The sequence below is a fragment of the Ruminococcoides sp. genome, assembly GCF_057037865.1.
Genome location: NZ_DBLZMS010000005.1, coordinates 1 through 25,044 on the forward strand (window position 1 = coordinate 1; position 25,044 = coordinate 25,044).

Consider the following 25,044-nt stretch of genomic DNA (forward strand, 5'->3'; position numbering starts at 1 on the left):
AGCTCCTTCATTTGCTATTTTCTTGCCATTTATTTTATCATAAAACTGTATACTATGTCTTTGCACTGTTGTATACTATGTTACTACACTGCACACATCGGCCGCCCGCCTTGATGAAATATTTTGCTTAATCACATATGTTTTGATGTGATTATAATTGTGTATTGAACCTTGCACGCATTGCGTGCAATCGTATGCGTTGCATACGAACGGGCGAACATGGTTAGCTCCTACAAAATAGCGGTAACTTTGTGATATTTATACAGTTTATTTCTATCACAATGTTTGTGTCTTTACTTGCGGGCGTCCAATGAACGCCCCTACTGGATTGTGGGAACAATTACAATACTACGCTCGGGCATAATATGTTTTTTTGACATTACAAACTATCTGCACGAACATAAAAAGTCGGCTCGCCGTGCGGACTGTAACTTTTGCTTGACAAATCACCCGAACAAATGTACTATATTAGAAGAGCCGAGAACAACGAGGCTTGACATAAAATACGCAACTTGAAGTCATGGGAGAAAAATTATGAACAAACCGCTTGCGGACAGGATTCGTCCAAAGACAATTGATGACATTGTGGGACAAAAGCATCTTATTGCGCCCGACAGACCTTTGCGTAAAATTATTGAAAGCGGAGATATTCCGAATCTTATTTTCTACGGTCCTTCGGGGGTTGGAAAAACTACGCTTGCCACATATATTGCCAAAAAGACAAACCGTACACTCAAAAAGCTTAACGGCACAACGGCTTCAACTGCCGACATAAAGGAGATTGTTGCACAGCTTAACACTTTTTCGGGGCTTAACGGAATTCTGCTCTATCTTGACGAAATTCAGTATTTTAATAAAAAGCAACAGCAGACTTTGCTCGAATACATTGAAAACGGCAGCATCACGCTGATTGCCTCAACAACCGAAAATCCGTATTTTTATGTATATAACGCAATTCTGAGCCGTTCGACTGTTTTTGAATTTAAGCCGGTTGAGCCGGATGAGGTTGAAAAGGCGGTTTACCGTGCAAGTGATTTTCTTGCCGAGGAGAGCGGTACGGATATTGAAATGCCCGAAGAATGTGCAAAGAAAATAGCATCGGGTTGCGGAGGAGATGTTCGCAAGGCTATGAATGCCGTTGAGCTTTCCGTGATTGCAACAGATGAAATTGACGGAAAAAAGGTTGTAAGACTTGAAACCGTTGAACAGCTTGTGCAGAAAAGTGCGGTCAGATATGACCGTGAGGGCGATGAGCATTACGATATTATTTCGGCTTATCAGAAAAGTATGCGTGGAAGCGATCCCGATGCCGCACTTCACTATCTTGCAAGACTGCTTGAGGCAGGCGATCTGCCGAGTGCGTGTCGCAGACTTATGGTGTGTGCGAGCGAGGATGTGGGACTTGCGTATCCACAGCTTTTGCCGATTGTAAAGTCGTGCGTTGATATAGCACAGGCTGTCGGACTTCCCGAGGCGAGAATTCCGCTTGCCGATGCCGTGGTTATGGTGTGCAATGCCCCAAAATCCAACTCGGCATATATGGGTATAAACAGAGCTTTGGCTGACATAAGAACGGGTAACTCGGGTCCTGTACCCAGACAATTGCAGAACAAGCACTGTGACGGAGATGACAATCCAAACAAGGGACAGTTCTATCTTTATCCCCACGACTTTCCAAACCATTATGTTGAGCAACAATATCTGCCCGATGCCCTAAAGGACAAGAAGTATTACGAATACGGCAGGAATAAAAACGAGCAGGCGTTCAAAGCCTATTGGGACAAAATCAAAAAGAAGTAATCAAATGAAAATTTTTTGACATGAAACTGTAAATAAAGTCAGATGTTGCTAACCGAACATCTGACTATTTGCTTTTATTATCCTGTTTTTTTGCTAATTATTGTTTCATTGTCTATTATGCACAATTTGAATGTGAATAATTTGTGACGCAAGAAATTTTATTATTCTTTAAAGGAAAATTATTAGCGGTTCAATAATGTAGAATTAAAGAGTAATTGTGGAGTAGTGTTGAGTAGCTTCACACGTGCAACAAAAAAATAATTCTGGAGGAAATCAAAATGGTAAAAAGACAACACAAAATCATGTGCCTTGTGCTTTGCCTTATGCTGGCGGTTTCAACCGTATTCGTCGGTGTAGTCAGTGCTTCTGCTGCAACAGGCGATACTGTTTACGTTAAGGTAAACAACGGCTGGTCAAATGTTAACTGCTATATGTGGACTGACGGCCTCGGCAACAACGCATCTTGGCCGGGCAAGGCAATGACAAAGGTTGAAGACGGCGTATATTCCTACACTCTTGACAAGGATTATACAAAGGTAATCTTCAACGACGGCTCAAATCAGACAAAAGACCTTACATACCCGGGTCACGGCAAAATCTATGACCTTTCAAAGGGTACATGGTCGGATTATGCAGGTGCTCCTTCACAGGGTCCAACTGTTCAGACACCTACAAGCGCAACAACAGCAACAACTGCTACAACAGCAACAACTCCCAGCGGTGAAGGCACAACTGTTTACCTCAACAACGAGGCAGGTTGGGCAACACCGGTAGTTTATATGTGGAACGGCAGTACTGACAGCAACGGCTCATGGCCGGGCGTAAAGATGACAAGCATCGGCGGCAACATCTATCAGTACACCGCATCAAAGTCATATGCAAAATGCATCTTCAGCAACAGCGGTCAGTCACAGACATCAGACCTTACTGCAAAGGACGGCTATATATACAACAACAAGACTAATCAATGGTCTGTTTACGATACAAGCCCTCTCCAGGTTAAGGAATTCACTGCTGATCCTGCATCAAACATCTACACAGGTACAGATGTACAGCTTTCTGCAACTGCTGCCAATAAGAGCGGCGCAGCAGTAAGCTACAAGTTCTCTGTTACTAACGCACAGGGCGGAACATCAACACTTTCCGACTTCTCTTCTGCTAAGTCAGTAACATGGACTCCTACAGTTGCAGGTGAATACACAATTACATTTGACTTTAAGGACACAGACGGCAACACAAACAACCGTACAATGACTCTTGAAGTTAAGGACGACTCAGCACTTGTTAAGCCAATCATCAAGAGCGTTACTCCTGCAAACCTTAACCTTATCAAGGTTAACTCAACTGCTACTGTAACAGTTAAGGCAGGCGGCGGTAAGACAGGTACTAACCTTCTTTTCTACAAGTATGTTGTAACTGATCCTAACGGTGCTCAGAACACACCTTACTACACACTCAACAACATTTACACATTCGTTCCTAAAATGAAGGGTGAATACAAGGTTAATGTTTATGTACAGAGTTCTGACAACAGCACAATAAACAAGACTTATGCTTACACAGCTGCAGACGATGTTACTGAGCCTACAACAGTTGTTGTTCCTACAACTGCTCCTCAGCCAACAACAGTTCAGCCTACAACTGCTAAGCCTACAACTCCACAGCCCACAACTGTTAAACCTACAACTCCTCAGCCAACAACAGTTCAGCCTACAACAGCTCCCGAAAGACTCCGTGGCGATGTTGACGGTGACGGAGATGTAACTGTTGTGGACACAACATATCTTCAGAAGTCAATTGTAGGACTTCCGGATGTTCCGGCTCTCGAAACACTTGACCTCAAAATTTGCGACCTTGACGGTGACGGTGCAATCAGTGTTAAGGATGCAACAATCATTCAGAAAATCGTTGTAAACCTTGAATAATCCAAACATTAAGTAAAAGAAAGATTGGAGATATACCTATGACAAGAATAAAGAAGCTGTGCGCACTTGTTCTTGCTGTGATGATGGTTGTAACCGCAGGAGTAATTTCTGTAAATGCAGCTCAGAGTTCCGACTCTGACGCTGTATCTGCGGATACAACAGAAACAGGCATCACAATTCATGTAAGAATGAGTGACGGTACACAGCCATATGTATATTTGTGGAACTCGCTCCCCACAAACAGCGCCATGTCAAAGTCTTACCCCGGTGAGAAAATGACAAAGGGTGACAAGTGGTATAACTACCATGTAGCAGATGTTACAAAGGTAAATGCCATTGTTACAGACGCTGACGGCAAGCAGTATTCTTCGGAGAAAAAACTTGAATCTGCTGCAAGCGCAGACTGGTACTGTGAAAACGGTAAATGGTCAAAATACAACCCTGACGAGCCGGATCCGGTTGGCAGCGTTGATATGCGTGAAGAAACAATTTACTTCGTTATGACAACACGTTTCTATGACGGCGATACAGGCAACGATGTTCACTGCTGGGATGACGGCACAGCCGGCAACGGTGATGACGACCCTGCATGGCGTGGTGACTTCAAGGGTCTTGGCGAAAAGCTCGACTACATCAAGGCTCTCGGCTTCAGCGCAATCTGGGTAACACCTGTTGTTACAAACGGATCAGGCTATGACTACCACGGCTATCATGCTATGGATTTGTCAACAGTTGATGCTCGTTATGAAAGCTCAGACTACACATACGAAGATCTTATTCATGATGCTCACCAGAAGGGCATGAAGATTATTCAGGACGTAGTTCTTCAGCACACAGGTAACTTTGGTGAAGCACACTTCTGTGATCTTTTCACAAAGGATACAACTAAAGACCTTGGCAACCTTCAGGAGTCATTGATTCCTACACAGTATCTTCTTGATACATACGGCCTTAAGTCACCTGAGGAATACTGGGCTCAGAAGCCGGGTGTTCAGTATCAGCAGAGACTTAATCTTATGAAGAATGTTACTTACTCAGGCGACAACGGTAACTCAACCGGTCCTCAGCCTGCAGCTCAGGACTTCTCTATGAATAAGATTTCACAGAGTGATACTTACAACCCGAACAACTACTATCATACAGGCTATTTCCAGAGTCCTAACTATGATGACTGGACAACAAAGTTCAGCCAGATTGCAGGCGACTGCGTTGACCTTAACACAGAGAACCCTGCAGTTGCGGAATATGTTGTAGATTCATATTCAAAGTATATGGATATGGGCGTTGACGGCTTCCGTGTTGATACTGTTCGTCACATTCCGAGAGTATCTCTCAACATTATGTTCAATGATCAGCTTATGGACGCTGCTAAGGCAGCAGGCAAGCCTAACTTCTATATGTTCGGCGAAATCTGCACAAGATACACATCAGTTTGGTATCGTGGCCATGCCGAGGAGTCAACTCCTTACTACACATGGAAAGAGTCTAACTCTAAGTGGGCAGACAGCTGGAACTGGGGCACATCAGCTTCAGAAATCAACGACAACATGAACCTCGTTCTTCAGCATTATCTTGAAGAAGATAATTACAACGGTGATATGGATTCTACACAGCCAAAGAGCGACAACGCTTTCCTTGACGGTATTACATATCACGGTTCCGACCGTTCTATGGCATCAGGCATGGATGCAATTGACTTCCAGATGCACAGAATGTTCGGTAGCGCTAAGAACGCTTATAACTTCGCTGTTAACAACGACCAGTATTACAATGATGCAACATACAGCGTAATGTATGTTGATTCACACGACTATGCTCCTGAACAGCCGGATGAAACAACTCGTTTCACAGGCGGTACACAGACATGGGCAGAGAATATGGATCTTATGTTCACATTCCGTGGTATTCCTTGCGTATACTATGGTTCGGAAGTTGAGTTCAAGAAGGGTGAGCTTATTGATAAGGGTACACTTATTTCTCTTGAAAACTCAGGTCGTGCATACTTCGGTGATTATCTTGAGGGTACTGTAAAAGCTACTGACTTCAGTGAGTACACAGCATCAGGCACTGTTGCTGACACTCTTGCAAGCCCGCTCAGTAAGCACCTTTCAAAGGTTAATGCTATTCGTCGTGCTATCCCCGCTCTCCAGAAGGGACAGTACACAGCATCAAGCACATATGTAACAGGTGGCGATATGTCTTATGTTCGCCGTTATACTGACGACAACACAGACAGCCTTGCACTCGTTTCAATTTCTTCAGGTGCAACATTCAAGAACATTCCTAACGGCAAGTATGTTGACGCTGTTACAGGTGATGTTAAGTATGTTACTGACGGTACACTTACAGTTCCGGAACTTGCTAAGGCTAACATGAGAGTTTATGTATGCTGCGCAAGCGGATTTACAGGTATCGACGGTCAGATCGGCGGAGATTCTGCTTACGCTAAATAATGCGGAATATTCCACACTCAACACGATTCTGATTCTGTAATCAAAATTAATTACGGCACTCCGAGTAAAATCGGGGTGCCGTTTTTTTGTTATTTTATTTGTTCGTAATATTTTAAAAAAATATGCTTATAATAAAAGTGTATCCGAAGTGTTATGTCAGCATAAAAATGCTTGACAAAAAACTATATTTCGGATAAAATAATAATAGAAAAACCGATATGGCTTTTCGTTTGATGACGAGTGACGGTTCTGACTCGTGACTAAATAAAAATGACCGATTGACGATGATGTGTGACGGTTCTGACACATCGGTAAAATAAAAATTGACCGAGCGATGATTTGGAGCAGACATCTTGCGGTGTCTGCTCTTTTTTCAATAGTGGGTTAGCCCTTTAGCGTTTAGTGGAAATTTATAACTTCAACTGAGATTCTAAAATATTTTTGACATCTTAGATGTGGTCAGGTATAGGGGAATTTTAAAGTGATATTCAGCGTTATTTATCTGTCAAAACAATTTATAGCAGACTATCCTCAGTCGCATTACAGAGAATTGATGTTAAAAGACAAGCGCCCATATGGATGTTTGTTAATTGAAACTCATAATGATTATTATATTTGTGTTCCGTTTAGGTCGCATATTCATCATAAAAATGCGTTCCTGTTTAAAAATACAGAAAGGTCAAAAGCCGATTCATCGGGGCTTGATTATTCAAAAACGGTTCTTATCAGACCTGAGGATTATGATAAATATTTAATTGAAAATGCAGTCGTTGATACAGATGAATATAAGGCTGTCAGAATGAATATTTATAAAATTGAAAAACAGATTTCAAAATACATAGAGGGCTATGTCAAATCGGTTTCAGATTTTGAAAACGCTGACAAAAAATCTTTTGAACGAAAATACAAATATTCCACGCTTAAATATTTCCATGATGTTCTTGGTATAGAATAACAATCGGGTAGCAGAAGTTTACATTCAGTAAATCTGTTACCCGATTGTTCTCTTATATTTTTATTGTTATAATCTGCACTCAAAAATTTCGTTGGTGTCGGAAAACCCATGAGATTTATACCATTCTGTCGAATTTTCGCTTGGCCATGCAAAGACAAGTTCGCAGTTGATTGACGAAAGATAGTTCTTTACATAATCGAGCAGTCGAGTGCCGATGCCCTTGCCACGATATTCTTCAAGCGTGAACACCTTTGTGAGATACGCAATAAATTCACGCTTTGCATTCGGGGTGGGAATTGTCGGAATAAGATATACAAACATTGCGGAAAGAATTTTCGCATTCTCATCTTCCGCAACGAAGATTTTATATTCCTTGTTTGTGTATAAAAAGGCAATGAACTCCTCGATAAATACCGATTTTGTTACACCGTCGGTGTTGTGTTCACCGTAAGTTTCGTCGTCCTCAACAGCATGTGTCCATCTCATTTCCGCAAGCTGAACGAAATCTCTGTCCTGAACCTCTCTTATTACCATGCTATCACCTCATCAAATTATTTTCAACTTAAGTATAACACAGATTTCTGCAATTACAAGGATGCAATTCGTCAGTATTCGCTCTCAATTCCACTCATCGCAGTTATTAATTTGGTATTGTTCCTTGGGTATTTTTCTCTTAGTCTTTTTCTATGGGTATTATTAGGCTTCAAATTCTGAAGGGGACGGGTTCAAATTCTGAAGGGGGGAGGTGTAAATTCTGAACCCCATGGGTGTAATATTTGAAGCAGGGGGGTGCAGTATTTTGCATGGGGTATGAGGTGATATTCGCAGAGTGTGTTGTTGCAGATTATGAGGTGGCAGAGTTTTCGTTTTTGTAATATTCGACAAGGTTGTTCCTGCCGAAACCTTCGTCATAAAAATTCGGGTTGAGCGAGAACAGATAGGACGATGACTGAATCTTGCCGTATTTGCCGACCGTGAAACCGCCCGATTTGGTAATGATTTTTCTTTTGCAAAGGAATTTTATGCTTTCCCTAACGGTGTTGTCGGAGATTGCACAGGCCTCTGCAATGGTGTGTATGGACGGATAACAGGTGTTCGATTCGTCACAGCATTTGAGTATGTAGCATAAAACAGCGAACTGTTGCGGTTTTAGATTGAGGTCAAACACCTCGTTTGGTACCATAAAAAAGTTAGTCATAAAATCGCCTCCGCTTATAAGCACAAAAGGCGAAAAAATGTATATTTTAATGCATTTTTTGAAAAATTTAACAGAGTTTTTTTATACGGCAAATAATAAAGATAATTTTAGTTACTGTTTTCACAATTCAGTAGGTGCTCCGATGAACACTTGCAAGTAACGGTACAAATTTTATGGTAAATTAAATTATATAAATGTCGGAAATTTACCGTTATACCGTAGTGGCGAACATCGTTCGCCAATCAATTCGTGTGCAAGCACGAATTGAATAAAAGCTAATTTCAATTTGACATTATAATTTTTTGAAAAAAATAGATTGTGTGTTTGTTCGTTTTGGTTTTGTAACCAAAACGATTGGCGAACACTGTTCGCCGCTACATTGAATGGTGCAGAAGGTGGCAATGTTACGCTCGGGCATAATATGTTTTGCATTACAGAAACTATCTTCACGAACAGAGAGCGATTAGCACAAAGCAAATCTCGGGACTTATAGTTTTTACTATATCAGACTGTCTACACGAACAGGGTGCGAGGCACTCGTATGCATAGGGTAATATTAGCACAAAGCAAATCTCGGGAGTAGCAGTATTGACTGTTTCAAACTATCTACACGAATTGAGAGCGAGGCACTCGCATGCTTGACAATTTTAAGGTTGCGATATATAGTATAGTCAAGGGAAGAGATTAACGGCAAACACCGTAAAAATTGTGGGGTGAGCAGATGAAAATAACACTTAATCCCGACAAAGAAACAGTAAAGACAGTTAAAGAGGGCTTGAAGAGGACAGGCGGTTACTGCCCGTGCAGAATTCAGCGTACAGAGGAATACAAGTGTATGTGCAAGGAATTCAAAGAGCAGATTGCCGATCCTGATTTTGAGGGCTTTTGTCATTGTATGCTTTACTACAAATCTAAAGATTAAAATAACCGAACAGGAGGATTGTTATGGAAATAGAGCTTTACAAAGAAACTTTTGAGCAGGAGGTTTTGCAGTCGGATATCCCTGTGCTTGTAGACTTTTGGGCAACATGGTGCGGTCCGTGCAAGATGATTGCCCCGATTGTGAAAGAAATCGCTGACGAATATGACGGCAAAATTCTTGTCGGCAAGGTTAATGTTGATGAAGAACCCGACCTTACAATGCAGTACAATGTGTCGAGTATCCCGACTCTTATGGTGTTCAAAAACGGTCAGCTTGTCAACAAGGCAGTAGGCTATCGCGAAAAGGACGAAATCCTTAAAATGCTCAAGTAAATATACCGACTATAACACAAAACCGTGTGTACAGAAAAAGTACACACGGTTTTTTTATTATCTGATTTGGAAAAGCCGGTTTTTTTGAGGGGGGGCAGGCGGATATCTTTGACTATTGATTTTTGGTTGTGAATAATTATTTTTAAAAATATTTTTGAAAAATGCATTAAAGTATGCAATTTTTTTGAATTTTGCAGGTATAAGTGAGGGGCGTTGATAAAGCCTCTCGAAAAACGGAGGTGACGAGATATCAGAAAATTAACAGGTAGGGAAAAGAAGTTTTGCAGTTTATTTCTCGGTTCGGGAAATTCCGAGCTTGCCGCAGAAAAGGCAGGCTACACGGGGGATTGTGAGCAGAAGGGGGAAGAGCTTATCTGCCGTCCCGAAATTTCAGCCGAGCTTGAACGGCTGTCACGGTTAAGAGAAAAATCCCTTGCCAACATGGCGGCGGCAGGGTATCAGCGGTTGGCTTTCGGGAGCATTTGCGATGCAATTTCTTTGCTTTACAAAAGTGATCCGAGCAAGGAGGATCTTGAAGGCATGGATTTGTTCCTTGTGTCGGAGATTAAAAGACCAAAGGACGGTTCAATGGAAATCAAGTTTTTTGACAGGCTAAAGGCACTTGAAAAACTCGGTGCAGGCGGTGAGCATGAAACAGGCGCCAAACAACTTTTTGACGCCATTTCAAACAGCGCAAGGGCGGTGAATGACAAGGAAAATGGAAATTAAAGCTTTTTCTAAAAAACAGCTTACCGTGCTTTCGTGGTGGAACAGGGAGTCGGCTTTTCGTGACAGGGACGCAATCATCTGTGACGGTGCTGTGCGCAGCGGTAAGACATTTTGCATGTCGCTGTCTTTTATTCTGTGGAGCTTTTACGATTTTGCAAATTCGGACTTTGCACTTTGCGGAAAGACAATCCGTTCTTTAAGGCGAAATATGATTACGCCCGTGATTCCGATTTTGAAATCACTCGGTTTTAAGTGTGAAGAAAAGCTGTCGCAGAATATTTTGACCGTGAGCGTTAACGGAGTGATGAACAGGTTTTATCTTTTCGGAGGCAAGGACGAGTCATCCGCATCGCTCATTCAGGGCATGACGCTTTCGGGTGTGCTTTTTGACGAGGTTGCGTTGATGCCGAGGTCGTTCGTTGAACAGGCATTGGCGAGATGTTCCGTGTCGGGTTCAAGATTTTGGTTTAACTGCAATCCCGAATTTCCTGAGCATTGGTTCTACCGTGAGTGGATTAAAAAGTGCGGTGACAAAAATGCGTTGTATCTGCACTTTACAATGCAGGACAATCCGTCTTTGAAGCCCGAGGTTATCAAGAGGTATGAAAGTCTGTATTCGGGTGTGTTTTACGAGAGGTTCGTAAAAGGCAGATGGGTAGCCGTTTTCGGTGCGGTTTATCCGTTTATGGACAATGAAAGGATGTACTGCGATATTCCGTCAGACATTGAAAGCTGGGCGGTATCGTGCGATTACGGTACTGTAAATCCCGCATCATTCGGTTTGTGGGGCAGAAAAAACGGTGTGTGGTACAGGGTTGACGAATACTACTTCAACTCACGCACTCAGGGCTTTCAAAAGACCGATGAGGAGCATTATGACGGACTTGAAAAGCTGATTGACGGGCGGAAAATCGAATGTGTGATTGTCGATCCGTCTGCCGCAAGCTTTATTGAGGTTATAAGACGGCACGGAAAATACACGGTTGTGTCGGCTGAAAACAATGTTATCAACGGCATAAGACAGACTTCGCAGGCTTTGAAGGACAGAAAAATCAGAATCTGCAAAAATTGCAGAGCCGCAAGAAGAGAATTTTCGCTTTACCGTTGGGACGGTTCGGGGCGCAGTGACGCACCTGTTAAGGAAAACGATCATGCAATGGACGACATAAGATATTTTGTCGCTACGAAAATTTACGGTTGTGACGGATTCTTTGCCGTTGCAACCAAAAGACAGGAGGAAACAGCTTGAGGCTTGGCAGAAAAAATAAAAAGACCGAGAGCATAAAGACGGTGCAGACCGTTTTGAGAGAAACGAGAAATAATTCGCCGATTTTCTCACGATTTGCCGTTCAGACAAGAACGGAAAGGCAGTTGTACACAACTTTGCGTGAGTCTGTGCCGATTATTGATGCGGCACTCTGCAAAATTATCAGACTTATCGGCGGGTTCAAAATTGTGACTTCATCGGCTGAAAGTCAGAAGATTGCCGACAGCTTTGTTAAAAATGTCCGCACAAACGGTGAAATGATGGGGCTTGAAAGTTTTGTGCTTTGCTATCTTGATTCGCTTCTCACCTACGGACAGGCGGTTGGTGAGATTGTTCCCGATAGTGACGGTGAAGGAATTTGCGCATTGTACAATGCAAGCCTTGACGATGTTGAAATCAGAGCGGATTCTTCTCCGCTGAAGCTTGCGGTTTACACACTCGGCAACGGTACAGCCGAAGAACCTAAGCATCCGGAAAGGATTTTTGCAACCCTGCTTAATCCCAAGCCGGGTACGGTGTGCGGTACTTCCATACTCAGCGGTCTGCCGTTTGTCAGCTCAATACTTTTGAGGATTTTTGAGTCGGTAAAAACAAACTGGGAGAGGGTTGGCGATATCCGTTTTGCGGTTACTCTCAATCCCGATTCAAACGGTTCGGCTGTGAGCAGAGAAAATGCACAGGCGGTTGCCGATGAGTGGAAAAAGGCGATGAGAAGCGACAGCGTGTGTGATTTTGTGTCGGTCGGCGATGTCAGCATTAAGGTTATCGGTGCTGAAAGCGATATGCCCGACTGCGACATTCCCGTAAGGCATATTCTTGAACAGATTATCGCAAAGCTTGGTATTCCGCCGTTTTTGCTCGGTATTTCGTGGTCGAGTACGGAGAGAATGAGCGAACAGCAGGCGGATATTCTCACAAGCGAGCTTGCCTACTACCGCACAGTGCTTGAACCCGTGATTACAAAAATTGTGTCGGCTCATCTTAAAATGTGCGGTTATAACGACAGCTTTAAGATTGAGTGGGACAAGATTAATCTTCAGGATGCGGTTGAGCTTTCTCAGGCAAGACTTAACAATGCAAATGCGATGAACATTGAAAGACAGATTGGAGCGGAGGTGCAGAATGAAGGATAACAAACTTATTAAAAGCGGTGTTTCGGGCGTTGTTGACGGTGAAAATCAGACTGTCGGTGATGATGAACTCGAACTGATTAACCGTTTTACAAGGCGAAATCTTGCAAAAAATGAGGTGTATGCGTTTTCGGTTGTGTTGTGTGACAACGATGTTGACCGTGACGGCGAACGCTTTACAACAGATTCGCTTTATGAGCTTGAAAAGCTTTTTGTCGGCAAGACAGGAATTATTGACCACAATCCGAGTGCCAAAAATCAGACGGCAAGAATTTTCAGCTGTAAGGTTGAGAAAATTGACGGTCAGAAAACGGCTTTGGGTGACGATTACTACAGGCTCAAGGCAAGGGCGTATCTTCCCGTTTGTGAGAGCAACAGGGATATTATCCTTGCGATTGACAGCGGAATTATCAAGGAAGTAAGCGTTGGCTGTGCCGTTGGCAGGGTTGTGTGCAATGTGTGCGGTGAGGATATCTCAATGTGTACTCACAAAAAGGGCGAGGTTTACGGCTCAAAGCTTTGTTGCGGTGAACTTGTGAACCCGTATGACGCATACGAATGGAGCTTTGTTGCCGTGCCGTCACAAAAGAGGGCAGGCATTACGAAAGGTCACAAAATTTTTGGAAAGGAAAATGATATGGAGAAAATTCTTAAAGCCATTGAAAACAAAAAGGCTTTTGCACTTGATGAGAGCGACAGCAGAAAGCTGTGCGAATATATTGACGGGCTTAAAAAGTCGGCTAAGGACGGTGTGTTGTACCGTGAAAGCCTTACCCGTGATGTTGTGGGACTTGCCGCTTTTGTTCAGCCTGACATTTCGGGTGAAACAATGGAGAGCGTTGCAAAGAGCATGACAATTGAACAGCTCAGAGAATTTAAGTCAGCATTTGAAAAGAAAAAGAAAGCAGCTTTTGAGCCTGTTCCGCAGCTTTACTGCAAGCAGGACAAGAGAAATAACACCGTGGAAAACGGTCAGTTCAGTATTTAACGGAGGTATTATTATGAATGTAAATTTTAACGGATTCGGCGAAAATGCCGCAACATTTATTGCAGACAAAACAATTACGGAGGCAGGCGTGCCTGTTAAGATGAAGGACAACGGCACTGTTGCAAAATGTGACGCAAGCGAGAACTTTTGCGGTGTGTGCGTAAGCGTGAGAGGCGGTTATGCGGTTGTTCAGCTTTCGGGCTATGTAAAGGTTAAGAGCGACAAGAAAATCGCCGTCGGCTACAAAAAGCTTTCTGCAACGGCAGTCGGCGGCGTGTCGGTTACAACAACCGGCAGAGAGTACCTTGTGCTTGACTCAACAGACACATCAGTCGGATTTATTCTTTGATAAGGGGAGGAAGATATTATGGCAAATTTTGAAAATATTACAATTGAAAAGGGTATGTATCAGACAAAGGGCGGAATTTCGGGCGCACTTGAAAAGCTTGATCCGTCAGAAAATTACAGAGGTACTGCACTTGAGGGACTTGACGCATTTTCCCGTCAGCTCAAACGCTTTGACATTAAGGTTAAGGGCAGAAACAGCGACTGTGTTGAAAAGTTTTTTCAGAGTTCAAACTCTGCGGCACTTTTCCCCGAATATGTGAGCAGAGCCGTTATGCAGGGCATGGAGAGAGCGGATATTCTCCCAAATCTTGTGGCAACCGTGACAGATATTGAGGGTATGGATTACCGCAGTATTGCATCTGTTCCGAGTGAGGATGACAAGAGTCTTAAACTCGTCGGCGAGGGTGCAAAGATTCCGCAGACTGAGGTTAAGACAAGAGAAAACCTTGTTAAGCTTCACAAGCGCGGCAGAATGCTTGTTGCATCATATGAGGCACTTCGCTTCCAGCGTCTTGACCTCTTTACCGTAACACTCAATCAGATTGGCGCATATATTGCAAGAGCACAGCTTAAAGATGCGATTGATGTGCTTGTGAACGGTGACGGCAATGAAAATCCCGCCGGCACACTTAATGTTGCAACAGGCGGCAAGGTTACATATGAGGACCTTTTAAAGCTCTGGACGGAGCTTGCCCCGTATGAACTCAACACAATTCTTGCGTCAACTCCCGAAATGCAGAAGATTCTTTCGCTTTCTCAGCTTCAGGATTCAAACGCAGGTCTTGATTTTCAGGCTACGGGCAGAATGATTACACCTCTCGGTGCAAGCCTTCTTCACACTCCCGAGCTTGAGGGCGGTAAGATTATCGGTCTTGACAAAAACTGTGCGCTTGAAATGGTTCAGGCAGGCGGTGTTGTTACAGATTACGACAAGCTTATTGACCGTCAGCTTGAAAGAGCCGCAGTTACCTGTACCGCCGGTTTTTCAAAAATCTTTACAGAGGCGTCAAAGGTGATGAGCTGTTAAGGAGGGATTGCCTTGAACATTGCAAACATTACAAAGCGTTTTGCATTATACAGCGGTATTGACGGTGCTGAAGCATACAAATGGAAAAGCATTATTGACGATGCCGTGGTGTATGTTAATTCGATTGTTACGAAGGAAAATCTTTCGGAAGATGACGAATTAAGACTTGAAAACCTGTGTGCCGTTTACGCTTTTAGGTTGTATTCCCTTTGCAATGATGACAGCATTTCTTCTTTTTCCGCAGGTGATTTGAAAATTTCATCATCTGCGGACGGCGAAAGCCGTGCCGAAAAGCTGTGGAGGGAATATGCCGACAAGTCGCAGGATCTTATCGGCAGAGAAAAATTTTTGCTTGGGGTGATATGATGAATATTTCACCGTCTATCGGGAAAATATTAAACAGATACGGCTGTGATGTTACCGTTAAAAACGGCGGTAAATCGGTTAGGACAAAGGCCTTTATTTCACCTTTGAGATATAACTATAATCAAAACTCCGACAATGTACGGCATAAACTGGGTATGAGAAAAACGAAGCTGTTTTTATTTATTGCACCGCCCGATGTTCTGCTTGATTCGGAAAAAAGCGTAATAGAAAGTGAAAACGGTAAATATACTGTTAAAAGGTGCGAAAAATATTATGTGAAGGACAATCCGATTTATGTAAGGGCTGTTCTGTGTGCATACAGAGAAGAAACGAGGGATGATTTTGAATCGAATTGAGAAACAGGTTGACCGTATTATTGCAGGATTAAAGTTAAATGAGGCTTTGAAAAATGTCAGATTTATAAGAGAATACGGCTCTGATGAAGCACCGTCACCCGTGAACGGAATGATTGCCGTTGTGTCGGTGAGAGATATGTCAACGGAGAAAAGTTATATCGGCGGATACCTTTCGCCGTCTATCAAGGGTGAAAGCTACAATGCAGGAGTTGAAATCAGGGTGTATGCTCCTGCAACCGAGAACGGAAGCGGTCTTTCGGAAGTGGTAAGTGAAATTCTTCTCGGACTTAAAACTGCCGATGCGGAAAAGACGATTACCCACAGCGAGGCGGCGTCAATTGAATTTGATCCCGATATGAACGCAATTTACAGAACGGTGAGTTTTAATATGGAATTCTGTCTTTGCGAGGAGGTTTAAATGGACGGCTTTGAATTTGAAAATTGCGGAAATGCCGTGTTGAAATGTGAGGGGAAAATTCTCGGCGGCGTTGAAAAGGCAACCTGTACAAGAAAGAACTCCTTCACGGAAATCAAGGAATTTTTCAATGACAAGCCCGTTGAAAGGATTGTTTCAAATGAATGGGAACTTACCTTTGTGATGAAGATTACGGATAAAACTCCGTTTTTGGAGCGTGACAGCTTTAAGAGTCTTGAACTTGACCTTGCAAAGAAGAAAATCATTTACACGGATTGCAAAGTGCTTGAATTTTCAAGCGTTACTCAGGGCAGCGGAAGTATTCTTGCAACCGTGAAAATCAGTGCCGACGAGAGGAAAATTATATGAATGATAAAAATTCAGACGAACTTTACAGGCTTGCGGAGTCTGAGAACGGCGGTAAAGATACCGAAATGTTCGGTGAATTCCTTGAAAGGGAAAGCCGTCGTTACAGTCGCAGACTTGACGAAGAAGAGGAGGCGAAAAGCCTATGAAACCGGTGCCGATGAAATTCGGTGAATATGTGTGGCATCACAATCCGCAGAATATCAGCTTTGAATGTGACAGGAGCGTTGCAGAAATGAAAAGTCCGTTCGGCGAATCTTCCGTTCAGGATATGGGGCGGAAGAATATGAAAATCAGCGGTTCGGGACAGCTGTACGGCGAGGATTGTGCAGAACAGTTTGAAAGGCTGTTTGAGGTGTTCAGAAACAGCGGAAAAGAAGTGCTCTCCGTGCCAAACCTGCCGAGCATTTATGCTGTGTTTGAAAAGCTTGAAATAAAGGGCGAGCCAAAGCCGAATGTGCTTGAATACAGCTTTGTGTTCCGTGAGGTTATGGAGAAAAAGCAGAAAACGGTAATTACATATTTTGACTGTGAAAACGGACAAACCCTGTGGGACATTGCATACAAAACAGGGGTAAAAATTGACGAGCTTGTGCGACTGAATCCCGATGTTAAGTTCCCCGATGAAAACCTCGGAACAAGGAGGGTTAAGCTGTGCTGACTTACTTTTTTACTGATAAAAACGGCAAAAGGTGTGAAATTAAAAATGTTCTCACGGCAGAAATTTCGGCAGATGTCGATGTGCCTGCCGATGAGCTTGTGATGACTGTGCCGTATGACGAGAAGTTCGGAAATGCCGATATGCTTGAGGCTTATGACGGCAAGTCGCTTGTGTTTGTGGGACAGGCTGACGAGATTGTCAGCATTGTGAGAACCGACGGTGCGATTGTAAGGCTGAGTGCAAGAAGTCTTGCCGGAAGGCTTCTCGATAATGAGGCAGAGCCTGTTACATATGTGAACCCGGCGGCAAAGTTCATTTTTGAAAGGCATTTAAAGCCGTTCGGAATTGTCGGATATGACGGTGACGAACATCCGTTTATGGGCACAATCAAAATTGAAAAGGGCATGACCGAGTGGCAGGTGCTTGAAAAATTCTGCAACGGCAGATACGGGAAAAGTCCGAGAATTACGGGTGCGGGATTTGCTTTGATGTGCGGAACTTACGGCGGTGCAAAGCCGATTGTGTTCGGCAGAAACGGAGTAGGTTATACATCTCTCCGTGAGTACATAAAGCCGTGCAAGGTGATTTCGCAGGTGAAACTACGCACCGAGGAATACGGCGGTTACAAGAGCGTTATAAGCAACAAATGCGTTGCCGACAGGATTAAAAGGGTGAGATATGTAAACGCTTTTCTCGACAACAATGCGGTAAAAACAGCCGACAGAATGATTGAAAACGGCAACAGGCAGAGCTTTGAAATAATGCTTGAATGTGCAGAATGTCTGTGCGGAGTTGTCGGCAGAAGGGCTGTGATTGACGACTCTCTCATCGGAAAAAGAGAGGGCTTGATTGTGAAAAGCATTAAATATTTACTTGGGAAAAACGGTGAAAGCACAACGGTTGTGCTTGGAAAGGAGAACGGCGATGTGGCTGATGAATTACATAACTAAAAATTCGATTACCGCCCCGAAAGCCGAAAAGGGCGGTGTGAAAAGTTCGGGAAACACGGTTTCGGTGGATTCCTCGGAAGAACACAGGGGGATAAAATGTTGCGTGCCGTATGGCTTTGCAAGCGTTGTTCCCGTGGGAGAGTCGGCGGTTGTCTTGCCGCTTGCTAACGGTGAAGTGAGCCTTGGCGTGCTTGCAAAAAATGTTGAACTTGATGAGGGCGAGGTTATGCTCTCGTCAAAGGGCGGAGCGAGTATTGTGTTGAAAAATGACGGCAGGGTTCTTATCAACGGCAAGGCGGTGTAGTATGAGGGATACGATGATTAAAAACGGTGATATCGTTATCGGCTCTTCGGGCAATACGGTATTGCTTGAGGGGAGTGACGCAAAATTCCAACAGGCTGTGCTTTGCATTTCGGCAAAACTCGGCGGATTTGTCTATGACAGAAATTTAGGTTCAAAGGTGCTTTTGCAGGACAAAACACTCTCGGCAAAGCAGACTGAACTGCTTGCCAATGAATCGCTTGCAAAAATGAAAAATACCTATGCAAGCGTTAAGTCGGTTGGCAGACAGATTACGATTGACCTTACGGTTGACGATATTACAAGGAAGGTGCAGATAAATGGAAACCTATGATGAAATTTACGGCAGAATGAAGAATGCCTATGAGCATGAAACGGGTGACAGCTTTAACGAGGTGAGCGACATTGCAATCAGGCTCAAGGTGCTTGCCGGCGAGATTTTTAAGCTGCAGACGAATCTTGAGTGGTGGAAAAGACAGATGTTTGCAGTGAGCGCAAGCGGTGAATGCCTTGACAAACTCGCATCGCAGAGAGGTATTGAACGCAAAAAGGCGATGAAGTCAACGGGCGAAATTACCTTCAATATTTCTCAGCCGTGTAGTCACGATATTGTAATTCCAAAGGGGTGCGTTGTGGCTACTGCCGACCTTGTGCCGATACGATTTGTTACGACCGAGGATGAAGAAATCAGTGCCGGAAACACGCTTGTGAGTGTTTATGCCGAGGCTGAACAGGCGGGGAGTAACGGTAATATCGGGCTTAGCTGTGCGGTTGTTCCCGTGAGTGTGCCTACAGAGATTGAAACGGTTACAAACCGTGAGAAATTTACGGGCGGTTGCGATGCCGAAACGGACGATGAACTTCGCAAACGTATAAGAGATACATATATAAACACCTCCAACGGCACGAATGCGGCATATTACGAACAGCTTGCACTCACGGTTGACGGTGTTGCAAAGGCGAGTGCCGTCGGCAAAGTGAGGGGCGTAGGTACGGTTAATGTCTATGTTACGGGTGCGGATGCATCATTGGGTACGAATGTTGTTGCAAAGGTTCAGTCGCTTTTGGAAAAGCAGAGAGAGCTTAATGTTGATGTTATTGTGGCGAATGCCCAGCGTACCGCTTGCAATATGAGTGTTGTTGCCTATGCGGAGGACGGATATTCTTCAGGTGAAGTCAAGGAGTTGCTCAAAAATGCCTTTGCGGAATATGTGAATTCAATCCCTATCGGCGGAACTTTCAGATTGTCGGAACTCGGCGCAAAACTGATTGACACGGGTTGTATAACCAACTACAACTGGAACACGGATATGCAGGATGTGACGGTGGCAAAGTCGCAATGTTTTACTGTCGGTACAGTTACGATTGGGGTGAAGTGATGAACAGCTTTGATTCGATGAAAACCAAATTAGAAAGTACGGGGCTTTACAAAGTTACGGCAAAATCAAATATCAGAGCGGAACTTTTGGCATATGCAGAGGGTTTGAACACGGAATTTGATATGCTTGAAACTATGGAACGGGAGTTGTTTATTGACACAGCGGAAAACTGCGGAATTACCGAAAGGGAAAGATTTGTCGGTAAAATCAATGCCGATTATCCGCTTGAAAAACGAAGGGAAATGCTTAAAATATCTGAGCAGAAGGTTGGCGGAAAATGCACTCCCGACGATTTCAAAAGAATTGTCAGAGGTTACGGTGTGGAAAATTTTACAATTGCTGAAGCTCCCACAAGAAACCGTGTGGACATTAAAATTTCGGATACAAAAACAGACGCAGAGAAGAAGCTCATAGAAAAGCGTGTGAAAGCAGATTTTCCGTTACATCTTAATGTGATAATTTCTTATGTAAATGCATAAAATCCTGATTAAAATTTTAATCAAGCTATGTTAATAAATTTTGCAGCTTTGCAAAACCATTCAAATAATTAAATAACCATGACCAAAAATAAAAATGACAAGTTGAAAAATCTCAGCTTGTCATTTTTCTGTGTGAATATAAATCCTTATAAAAAGCACTCTGCAAACGCTTAGGCTTAATTATATTTTTTGCTATTATTATACCTCATATTCGAGAGCGGTTTTTAGGTTAATTCAAAATATATGTCAACTGTAATTGACAATTTGTTCAATGGAAAAGAGAAGTGTGCCACTTGATTTTGTATCGGCTTTTATCTTTTCATCAAAACCGTTTTCAGAGAACAGTGCATAATAAAACTGTGTCTTTTCCTTCAATGGTGTTAATTTTGCAAGTGTGTTCAGATATTCTGCATAGGTAAATGCTTCTTTTTTGAATTTGCATTCCCCAACTAAATAATTTTCTGCTTTTTGGTCGATACATAAAATATCTATTTCTGTTTCTCCGATTCTAAGTCCGTTTGCTGTGTTTTTATCCCTTATTGTTGTCTTTCCTGTCCACCGTCCCATTTTGGAATATCGGAACGGCAGTTCGTTATTTTTCTGCATTTTCCGAACAAACTCACGGCATACATCTTCAAATGCGACTGATGCAAATTTATGGAGTTCGGGCTTTACAATATATTCGTAAACGCCGTCAACATCGCCGTCCTCAAGCTGTGAAAAATTTGCAAAACCGAATGCATACCAGAATCGGAAGAAGTTATCTGTTAATTTATATGTTCCTCTGTTACCGTTTGCCTGTTCTTTTATCTTTGCATCAACAGAAAATTCTCGTTCCACAATGCCTAGTTCAATCAGATTTTTTAAATAAACGCTTGTTTTGGAAGTATCCTCAATGAGTGACTTTTGACTGATATTGTTTAAAGTTGTATTTCCAAGTGCTACCGCTTCAATGATAGAGTTATATACAGGCGTTTCCCGAAGTTCCTGATGAAGAAGAAAATCAACCTCGCTGTATAGAACACAACCTTTGGTCAAAATGTTTTGTTTAATATTTTCTTCAATAGTTAGTTTCGGATTCCATTGCCTTAAATAGTGGGGAATACCGCCAAGAACAGAATAAGCAATAACTTTGTCCCGTTCGGAATATGCGGTAAAGAATTTAGCTGCATCGTAAAATCCCATTTCTTTCATTTTGAAAATTCCGGTAGCACGACCGTAGAGCGGATTTTTTTCGGCAAGAATTTCCTTTTCAATAAAACTCATTGCACTGCCGCACAAAACAATCATAACATTTGAATCCCGAAGTTGTGTATCCCACAAATTTTGCAGAATAGAAGGAATGCTCTTGTTCCCTTTGCACATATACGGGAATTCATCTATGATAAAGAGTTTCTTTTTATCCCCATACGGCAAATCGAGAACAGCGCCGAAAGCTTTTTCCCAATCGGCAAATTCGGTAATGTAATTTTTTGCGGGAATGTTTTCTTTTAATATTTGTTTTGAAAATTTTTGAAGTTGCACCCTGTCGGTTGTCTGAGTACAGGAAAAGAATACATGTGGTTTTTCTTTGCAAAATTCTCTTAAGGTTTCCGTTTTGCCGACACGCCGTCTGCCATACAAAACTACAAGCTGTCCGCCATCTGAATTGTATTTATCGTTCAGAAATTTTAGCTCGGTTTCTCTGCCTATAAACATAAAAACACCTCTTATGCTATCTAATCTTGATTTACTAAATCGTGATTTGGTATTATTATACCCAAGAACAAATGTAAAATCAATAGATTTTGCAAAAACAATAAAAATTTTCAAAATACGCCGTTATATAAATTGTGGGAAACCTTTAAAGATTTTTATAAGACATAAAAAGACCTTGCAGAGTAAAATCTGCAAGGTCAATTTTATATCAGAAATAAACTTGTATTAAGTTACCTGTCAATACATCCTGTGTGGATTACTTGTTTGCGATAGCAGCCTGAGCAGCAGCAAGACGAGCAATCGGAACACGGAACGGTGAACATGATACATAGTCAAGACCGATCTTGTGGCAGAACTCAACAGAAGAAGGATCGCCGCCGTGCTCACCGCAGATACCAACATGGAGCTTGTTGTTTACAGGCTTACCGAGTTTGATAGCTGTTTCCATGAGCTTGCCAACGCCTGTCTGGTCAAGCTTAGCGAACGGATCGTTCTCGAAGATCTTAGCATCATAGTAAGCGTTGAGGAACTTACCTGCGTCATCTCTTGAGAAGCCGTATGTCATCTGTGTAAGGTCGTTAGTACCGAAGCAGAAGAAGTCAGCTTCCTTAGCAATCTCATCAGCTGTAAGAGCAGCTCTTGGGATTTCGATCATTGTACCAACTTCGTACTTGAGGTCGATGCCTGCAGCAGCGATTTCAGCGTCAGCTGTTTCAACAACAACCTTCTTAACGAACTTGAGTTCCTTAACATCGCATACGAGCGGAATCATGATTTCAGGCTCAACTGTCCAGTCTGCGTGTGCCTTCTGAACATTGATAGCAGCACGGATAACTGCCTTTGTCTGCATCTTTGCAATTTCAGGATATGTTACTGCAAGACGGCAACCACGGTGACCCATCATTGGGTTGAACTCGTGGAGTGAAGCGATGATTGTCTTAATGTCTTCAACGCTCTTACCCTGAGCAGCTGCGAGCTTCTCAATGTCAGCTTCCTCTGTAGGAACGAACTCGTGAAGCGGCGGATCAAGGAATCTGATTGTTACAGGATTGCCTTCGAGTGCCTCATAAAGAGCCTCAAAGTCGCCCTGCTGATAAGGAAGAATCTTGTTAAGAGCAGCTTCTCTTTCTTCAACTGTATCTGAGCAGATCATCTCTCTGAATGCAGCGATTCTGTCCTCTTCAAAGAACATATGCTCTGTACGGCAAAGACCGATACCTTCAGCACCGAGCTCACGAGCCTTCTTAGCGTCAGCAGGTGTATCAGCGTTTGTTCTAACCTTAAGAGTTCTGTACTTGTCAGCCCAAGCCATGATTCTGCCGAACTCACCTGCGATTGTAGCGTCAACTGTTGGGATAACGCCGTCGTAGATGTTACCTGTAGAACCGTCGATTGAAATGTAGTCACCCTCGTGGAATTCCTTGCCAGCGAGTGTGAACTTCTTGTTAGCTTCGTCCATTGCGATGTCGCCGCAACCAGATACGCAGCATGTACCCATACCACGAGCAACAACGGCAGCGTGTGATGTCATACCGCCACGAACTGTGAGGATACCCTGTGAAGCCTTCATACCTGTGATGTCCTCAGGTGAAGTTTCAAGACGAACGAGAACAACCTTTTCGCCCTTAGCGTTCCAGTTTTCAGCATCTTCGGCTGTGAATACGATCTTACCGCAAGCAGCACCAGGAGAAGCGCCGAGGCCCTTACCGATTGGTGTAGCAGCCTTAAGAGCAGCAGCATCGAACTGTGGGTGAAGAAGTGTGTCAAGGTTACGAGGATCAATCATTGCAACAGCTTCTTCTTCTGTTCTCATGCCCTCGTCAACGAGGTCACAAGCAATTTTAAGAGCAGCCTGAGCTGTTCTCTTACCGTTTCTTGTCTGGAGCATATAGAGCTTCTTGTTTTCAACAGTGAACTCCATGTCCTGCATATCTCTGTAGTGGTTTTCGAGTGTCTGACAAACATTCTGGAACTGCTCGAAAGCTTCCGGGAACTCTTCAGCCATCTTAGCGATTGGCATAGGAGTACGAACACCTGCAACTACGTCTTCGCCCTGTGCGTTGATGAGGAACTCACCCATGAGCTTCTTCTCACCTGTAGCAGGATCTCTTGTAAATGCAACACCTGTACCGCAATCGTCGCCCATGTTACCGAATGCCATTGACTGTACGTTAACGGCAGTACCCCATGAATAAGGGATATCGTTGTCACGACGGTAAACGTTTGCACGAGGGTTGTCCCATGAACGGAATACAGCCTTAACTGCGCCCATGAGCTGTTCCTTAGGATCGTCAGGGAAGTCCTGACCGATTTTTTCTTTGTATTCAGTCTTAAACTGGCCTGCAAGCTCCTTAAGATCGTCAGCTGTAAGCTCTACATCATAAGTAACGCCTCTCTCAGCCTTCATCTTGTCGATGAGCTCTTCAAAATATTTCTTACCTACTTCCATAACTACATCGGAATACATCTGAATGAATCTTCTGTAGCAGTCCCAAGCCCAACGAGGGTTGTTTGACTTCTTAGCGATAACTTCAACAACATCTTCGTTAAGACCGAGGTTAAGGATTGTATCCATCATACCCGGCATTGAAGCACGAGCACCTGAACGAACTGAAACGAGGAGGGGGTTCTCCTTGTCGCCGAACTTCTTGCCTGTGATCTCTTCCATCTTCTCGATGTACTCGTTGATCTGAGCCTGAATTTCAGCGTTGATTTCTCTGCCGTCCTCATAATACTGAGTACAAGCTTCTGTTGTAATTGTGAAGCCCTGTGGTACAGGAAGTCCAAGACCTGTCATTTCTGCAAGGTTGGCACCCTTACCGCCGAGGAGCTCACGCATGTTAGCATTACCTTCTGTAAAAAGGTAAACCCATTTGTTTGCCATAACTGGTAATCCTCCTAAAAATAAATTAAGATATACGGCTGTGGCAGACTTACCCCTTGGTAAAACCTGCCTGCTTGTATAAGCCTATCGAATATTATAACAAACTTTGGTCAAA

General features: G+C 43.2%; 27 protein-coding genes. 23 read left to right on the plus strand and 4 right to left on the minus strand.

What is annotated here, in order from left to right; genetic code table 11:
* The first annotated feature begins 534 nt into the window (after positions 1 to 534).
* The 4 genes from AC2HW8_RS05530 to tenpIN all read left to right on the plus strand — a co-directional run bounded on the left by AC2HW8_RS05530 (position 535) and on the right by tenpIN (position 7,133).
* The gene (locus tag AC2HW8_RS05530) at positions 535 to 1,800 is read left to right on the plus strand and encodes a replication-associated recombination protein A (protein ID WP_021883226.1); all 1,266 of its coding nucleotides are present in this window, start codon (positions 535 to 537) and stop codon (positions 1,798 to 1,800) included.
* 278 nt (positions 1,801 to 2,078) lie between these two features.
* A complete protein-coding gene (locus AC2HW8_RS05535) occupies positions 2,079 to 3,725 on the plus strand; it encodes a starch-binding protein (protein WP_484327260.1) in 1,647 nt (548 codons plus the stop codon).
* Between the two features lie 38 nt (positions 3,726 to 3,763).
* Positions 3,764 to 6,178, plus strand: coding sequence for an alpha-amylase family glycosyl hydrolase (locus tag AC2HW8_RS05540; RefSeq protein WP_296666412.1), 2,415 nt, complete (start codon positions 3,764 to 3,766; stop codon positions 6,176 to 6,178).
* A 481-nt stretch (positions 6,179 to 6,659) separates the two neighbouring features.
* Complete coding sequence (gene tenpIN / locus AC2HW8_RS05545) at positions 6,660 to 7,133, plus strand: type III toxin-antitoxin system TenpIN family toxin (RefSeq protein ID WP_484327261.1); 474 nt, start codon at positions 6,660 to 6,662, stop codon at positions 7,131 to 7,133.
* 66 nt (positions 7,134 to 7,199) lie between these two features.
* Here the strand turns inward: tenpIN and AC2HW8_RS05550 are convergent, their stop codons facing one another.
* Positions 7,200 to 7,667 (minus strand): GNAT family N-acetyltransferase, encoded by a 468-nt coding sequence (locus AC2HW8_RS05550; protein WP_484327262.1) that lies wholly within the window; start codon positions 7,665 to 7,667, stop codon positions 7,200 to 7,202.
* A 310-nt stretch (positions 7,668 to 7,977) separates the two neighbouring features.
* On the minus strand, positions 7,978 to 8,331 hold the full coding sequence (locus AC2HW8_RS05555; RefSeq protein WP_484327263.1) for a helix-turn-helix domain-containing protein: 354 nt from the start codon (positions 8,329 to 8,331) through the stop codon (positions 7,978 to 7,980).
* Positions 8,332 to 9,052: 721 nt separating this feature from the next.
* Here AC2HW8_RS05555 and AC2HW8_RS05560 point away from each other — a divergent pair.
* The 19 genes from AC2HW8_RS05560 (at position 9,053) to AC2HW8_RS05650 (ending at position 20,347) form a co-directional block, all read left to right on the plus strand.
* Positions 9,053 to 9,253, plus strand: a complete 201-nt coding sequence (locus tag AC2HW8_RS05560; protein WP_015522873.1) for a ferredoxin-thioredoxin reductase catalytic domain-containing protein — start codon at positions 9,053 to 9,055, stop codon at positions 9,251 to 9,253.
* A gap of 23 nt (positions 9,254 to 9,276) precedes the next feature.
* A complete protein-coding gene (trxA, locus tag AC2HW8_RS05565) occupies positions 9,277 to 9,585 on the plus strand; it encodes a thioredoxin (RefSeq protein WP_015522872.1) in 309 nt (102 codons plus the stop codon).
* 249 nt (positions 9,586 to 9,834) lie between these two features.
* Positions 9,835 to 10,314, plus strand: coding sequence for a terminase small subunit (locus tag AC2HW8_RS05570; RefSeq protein WP_117519333.1), 480 nt, complete (start codon positions 9,835 to 9,837; stop codon positions 10,312 to 10,314).
* Positions 10,304 to 11,563, plus strand: a complete 1,260-nt coding sequence (locus AC2HW8_RS05575; RefSeq protein WP_215639488.1) for a PBSX family phage terminase large subunit — start codon at positions 10,304 to 10,306, stop codon at positions 11,561 to 11,563. The genes AC2HW8_RS05570 and AC2HW8_RS05575 overlap by 11 nt, the downstream gene beginning before the upstream one ends.
* On the plus strand, positions 11,560 to 12,714 hold the full coding sequence (locus AC2HW8_RS05580) for a phage portal family protein (RefSeq protein WP_118102215.1): 1,155 nt from the start codon (positions 11,560 to 11,562) through the stop codon (positions 12,712 to 12,714). The genes AC2HW8_RS05575 and AC2HW8_RS05580 overlap by 4 nt, the downstream gene beginning before the upstream one ends.
* Entirely contained in the window at positions 12,704 to 13,699 is a 996-nt protein-coding gene (locus tag AC2HW8_RS05585) for a hypothetical protein (protein ID WP_118099860.1), read from the plus strand. The genes AC2HW8_RS05580 and AC2HW8_RS05585 overlap by 11 nt, the downstream gene beginning before the upstream one ends.
* A gap of 13 nt (positions 13,700 to 13,712) precedes the next feature.
* Entirely contained in the window at positions 13,713 to 14,048 is a 336-nt protein-coding gene (locus AC2HW8_RS05590; protein ID WP_118128615.1) for a hypothetical protein, read from the plus strand.
* A gap of 18 nt (positions 14,049 to 14,066) precedes the next feature.
* Complete coding sequence (locus AC2HW8_RS05595) at positions 14,067 to 15,074, plus strand: phage major capsid protein (RefSeq protein ID WP_015522868.1); 1,008 nt, start codon at positions 14,067 to 14,069, stop codon at positions 15,072 to 15,074.
* Positions 15,075 to 15,086: 12 nt separating this feature from the next.
* Complete coding sequence (locus tag AC2HW8_RS05600; protein ID WP_484327264.1) at positions 15,087 to 15,440, plus strand: hypothetical protein; 354 nt, start codon at positions 15,087 to 15,089, stop codon at positions 15,438 to 15,440.
* Entirely contained in the window at positions 15,437 to 15,796 is a 360-nt protein-coding gene (locus tag AC2HW8_RS05605) for a hypothetical protein (RefSeq protein ID WP_147321861.1), read from the plus strand. Before AC2HW8_RS05600 ends, AC2HW8_RS05605 begins: the two co-directional genes overlap by 4 nt.
* Positions 15,783 to 16,214, plus strand: coding sequence for a hypothetical protein (locus tag AC2HW8_RS05610; RefSeq protein ID WP_337806477.1), 432 nt, complete (start codon positions 15,783 to 15,785; stop codon positions 16,212 to 16,214). The genes AC2HW8_RS05605 and AC2HW8_RS05610 overlap by 14 nt, the downstream gene beginning before the upstream one ends.
* Complete coding sequence (locus AC2HW8_RS05615) at positions 16,215 to 16,580, plus strand: hypothetical protein (RefSeq protein WP_303688817.1); 366 nt, start codon at positions 16,215 to 16,217, stop codon at positions 16,578 to 16,580. It abuts the gene before it with no gap.
* Positions 16,577 to 16,726, plus strand: a complete 150-nt coding sequence (locus AC2HW8_RS05620) for a hypothetical protein (protein WP_015522864.1) — start codon at positions 16,577 to 16,579, stop codon at positions 16,724 to 16,726. The genes AC2HW8_RS05615 and AC2HW8_RS05620 overlap by 4 nt, the downstream gene beginning before the upstream one ends.
* Positions 16,723 to 17,238, plus strand: a complete 516-nt coding sequence (locus AC2HW8_RS05625) for a LysM peptidoglycan-binding domain-containing protein (RefSeq protein ID WP_101070197.1) — start codon at positions 16,723 to 16,725, stop codon at positions 17,236 to 17,238. The genes AC2HW8_RS05620 and AC2HW8_RS05625 overlap by 4 nt, the downstream gene beginning before the upstream one ends.
* A complete protein-coding gene (locus tag AC2HW8_RS05630; protein ID WP_484327265.1) occupies positions 17,232 to 18,188 on the plus strand; it encodes a hypothetical protein in 957 nt (318 codons plus the stop codon). The genes AC2HW8_RS05625 and AC2HW8_RS05630 overlap by 7 nt, the downstream gene beginning before the upstream one ends.
* Positions 18,172 to 18,492, plus strand: a complete 321-nt coding sequence (locus AC2HW8_RS05635; protein ID WP_173019045.1) for a phage baseplate assembly protein — start codon at positions 18,172 to 18,174, stop codon at positions 18,490 to 18,492. Before AC2HW8_RS05630 ends, AC2HW8_RS05635 begins: the two co-directional genes overlap by 17 nt.
* 1 nt (position 18,493) lies before the next feature.
* A complete protein-coding gene (locus AC2HW8_RS05640; protein ID WP_117967152.1) occupies positions 18,494 to 18,823 on the plus strand; it encodes a hypothetical protein in 330 nt (109 codons plus the stop codon).
* The gene (locus tag AC2HW8_RS05645; protein ID WP_215639487.1) at positions 18,810 to 19,868 is read left to right on the plus strand and encodes a baseplate J/gp47 family protein; all 1,059 of its coding nucleotides are present in this window, start codon (positions 18,810 to 18,812) and stop codon (positions 19,866 to 19,868) included. Before AC2HW8_RS05640 ends, AC2HW8_RS05645 begins: the two co-directional genes overlap by 14 nt.
* Positions 19,868 to 20,347 carry a hypothetical protein gene (locus AC2HW8_RS05650; RefSeq protein WP_117519348.1) on the plus strand — a complete coding sequence of 160 codons (480 nt, stop codon included), beginning with the start codon at positions 19,868 to 19,870 and terminating at the stop codon, positions 20,345 to 20,347. The genes AC2HW8_RS05645 and AC2HW8_RS05650 overlap by 1 nt, the downstream gene beginning before the upstream one ends.
* A 246-nt stretch (positions 20,348 to 20,593) precedes the next feature.
* Here AC2HW8_RS05650 and AC2HW8_RS05655 read toward each other — a convergent pair whose 3' ends face one another.
* Both AC2HW8_RS05655 and ppdK read right to left on the minus strand, forming a co-directional pair.
* Positions 20,594 to 22,045 carry an ATP-binding protein gene (locus tag AC2HW8_RS05655; protein ID WP_484327266.1) on the minus strand — a complete coding sequence of 484 codons (1,452 nt, stop codon included), beginning with the start codon at positions 22,043 to 22,045 and terminating at the stop codon, positions 20,594 to 20,596.
* A gap of 256 nt (positions 22,046 to 22,301) precedes the next feature.
* A complete protein-coding gene (gene ppdK, locus AC2HW8_RS05660; RefSeq protein WP_303670976.1) occupies positions 22,302 to 24,929 on the minus strand; it encodes a pyruvate, phosphate dikinase in 2,628 nt (875 codons plus the stop codon).
* Between the last annotated feature and the right edge of the window lie 115 nt (positions 24,930 to 25,044).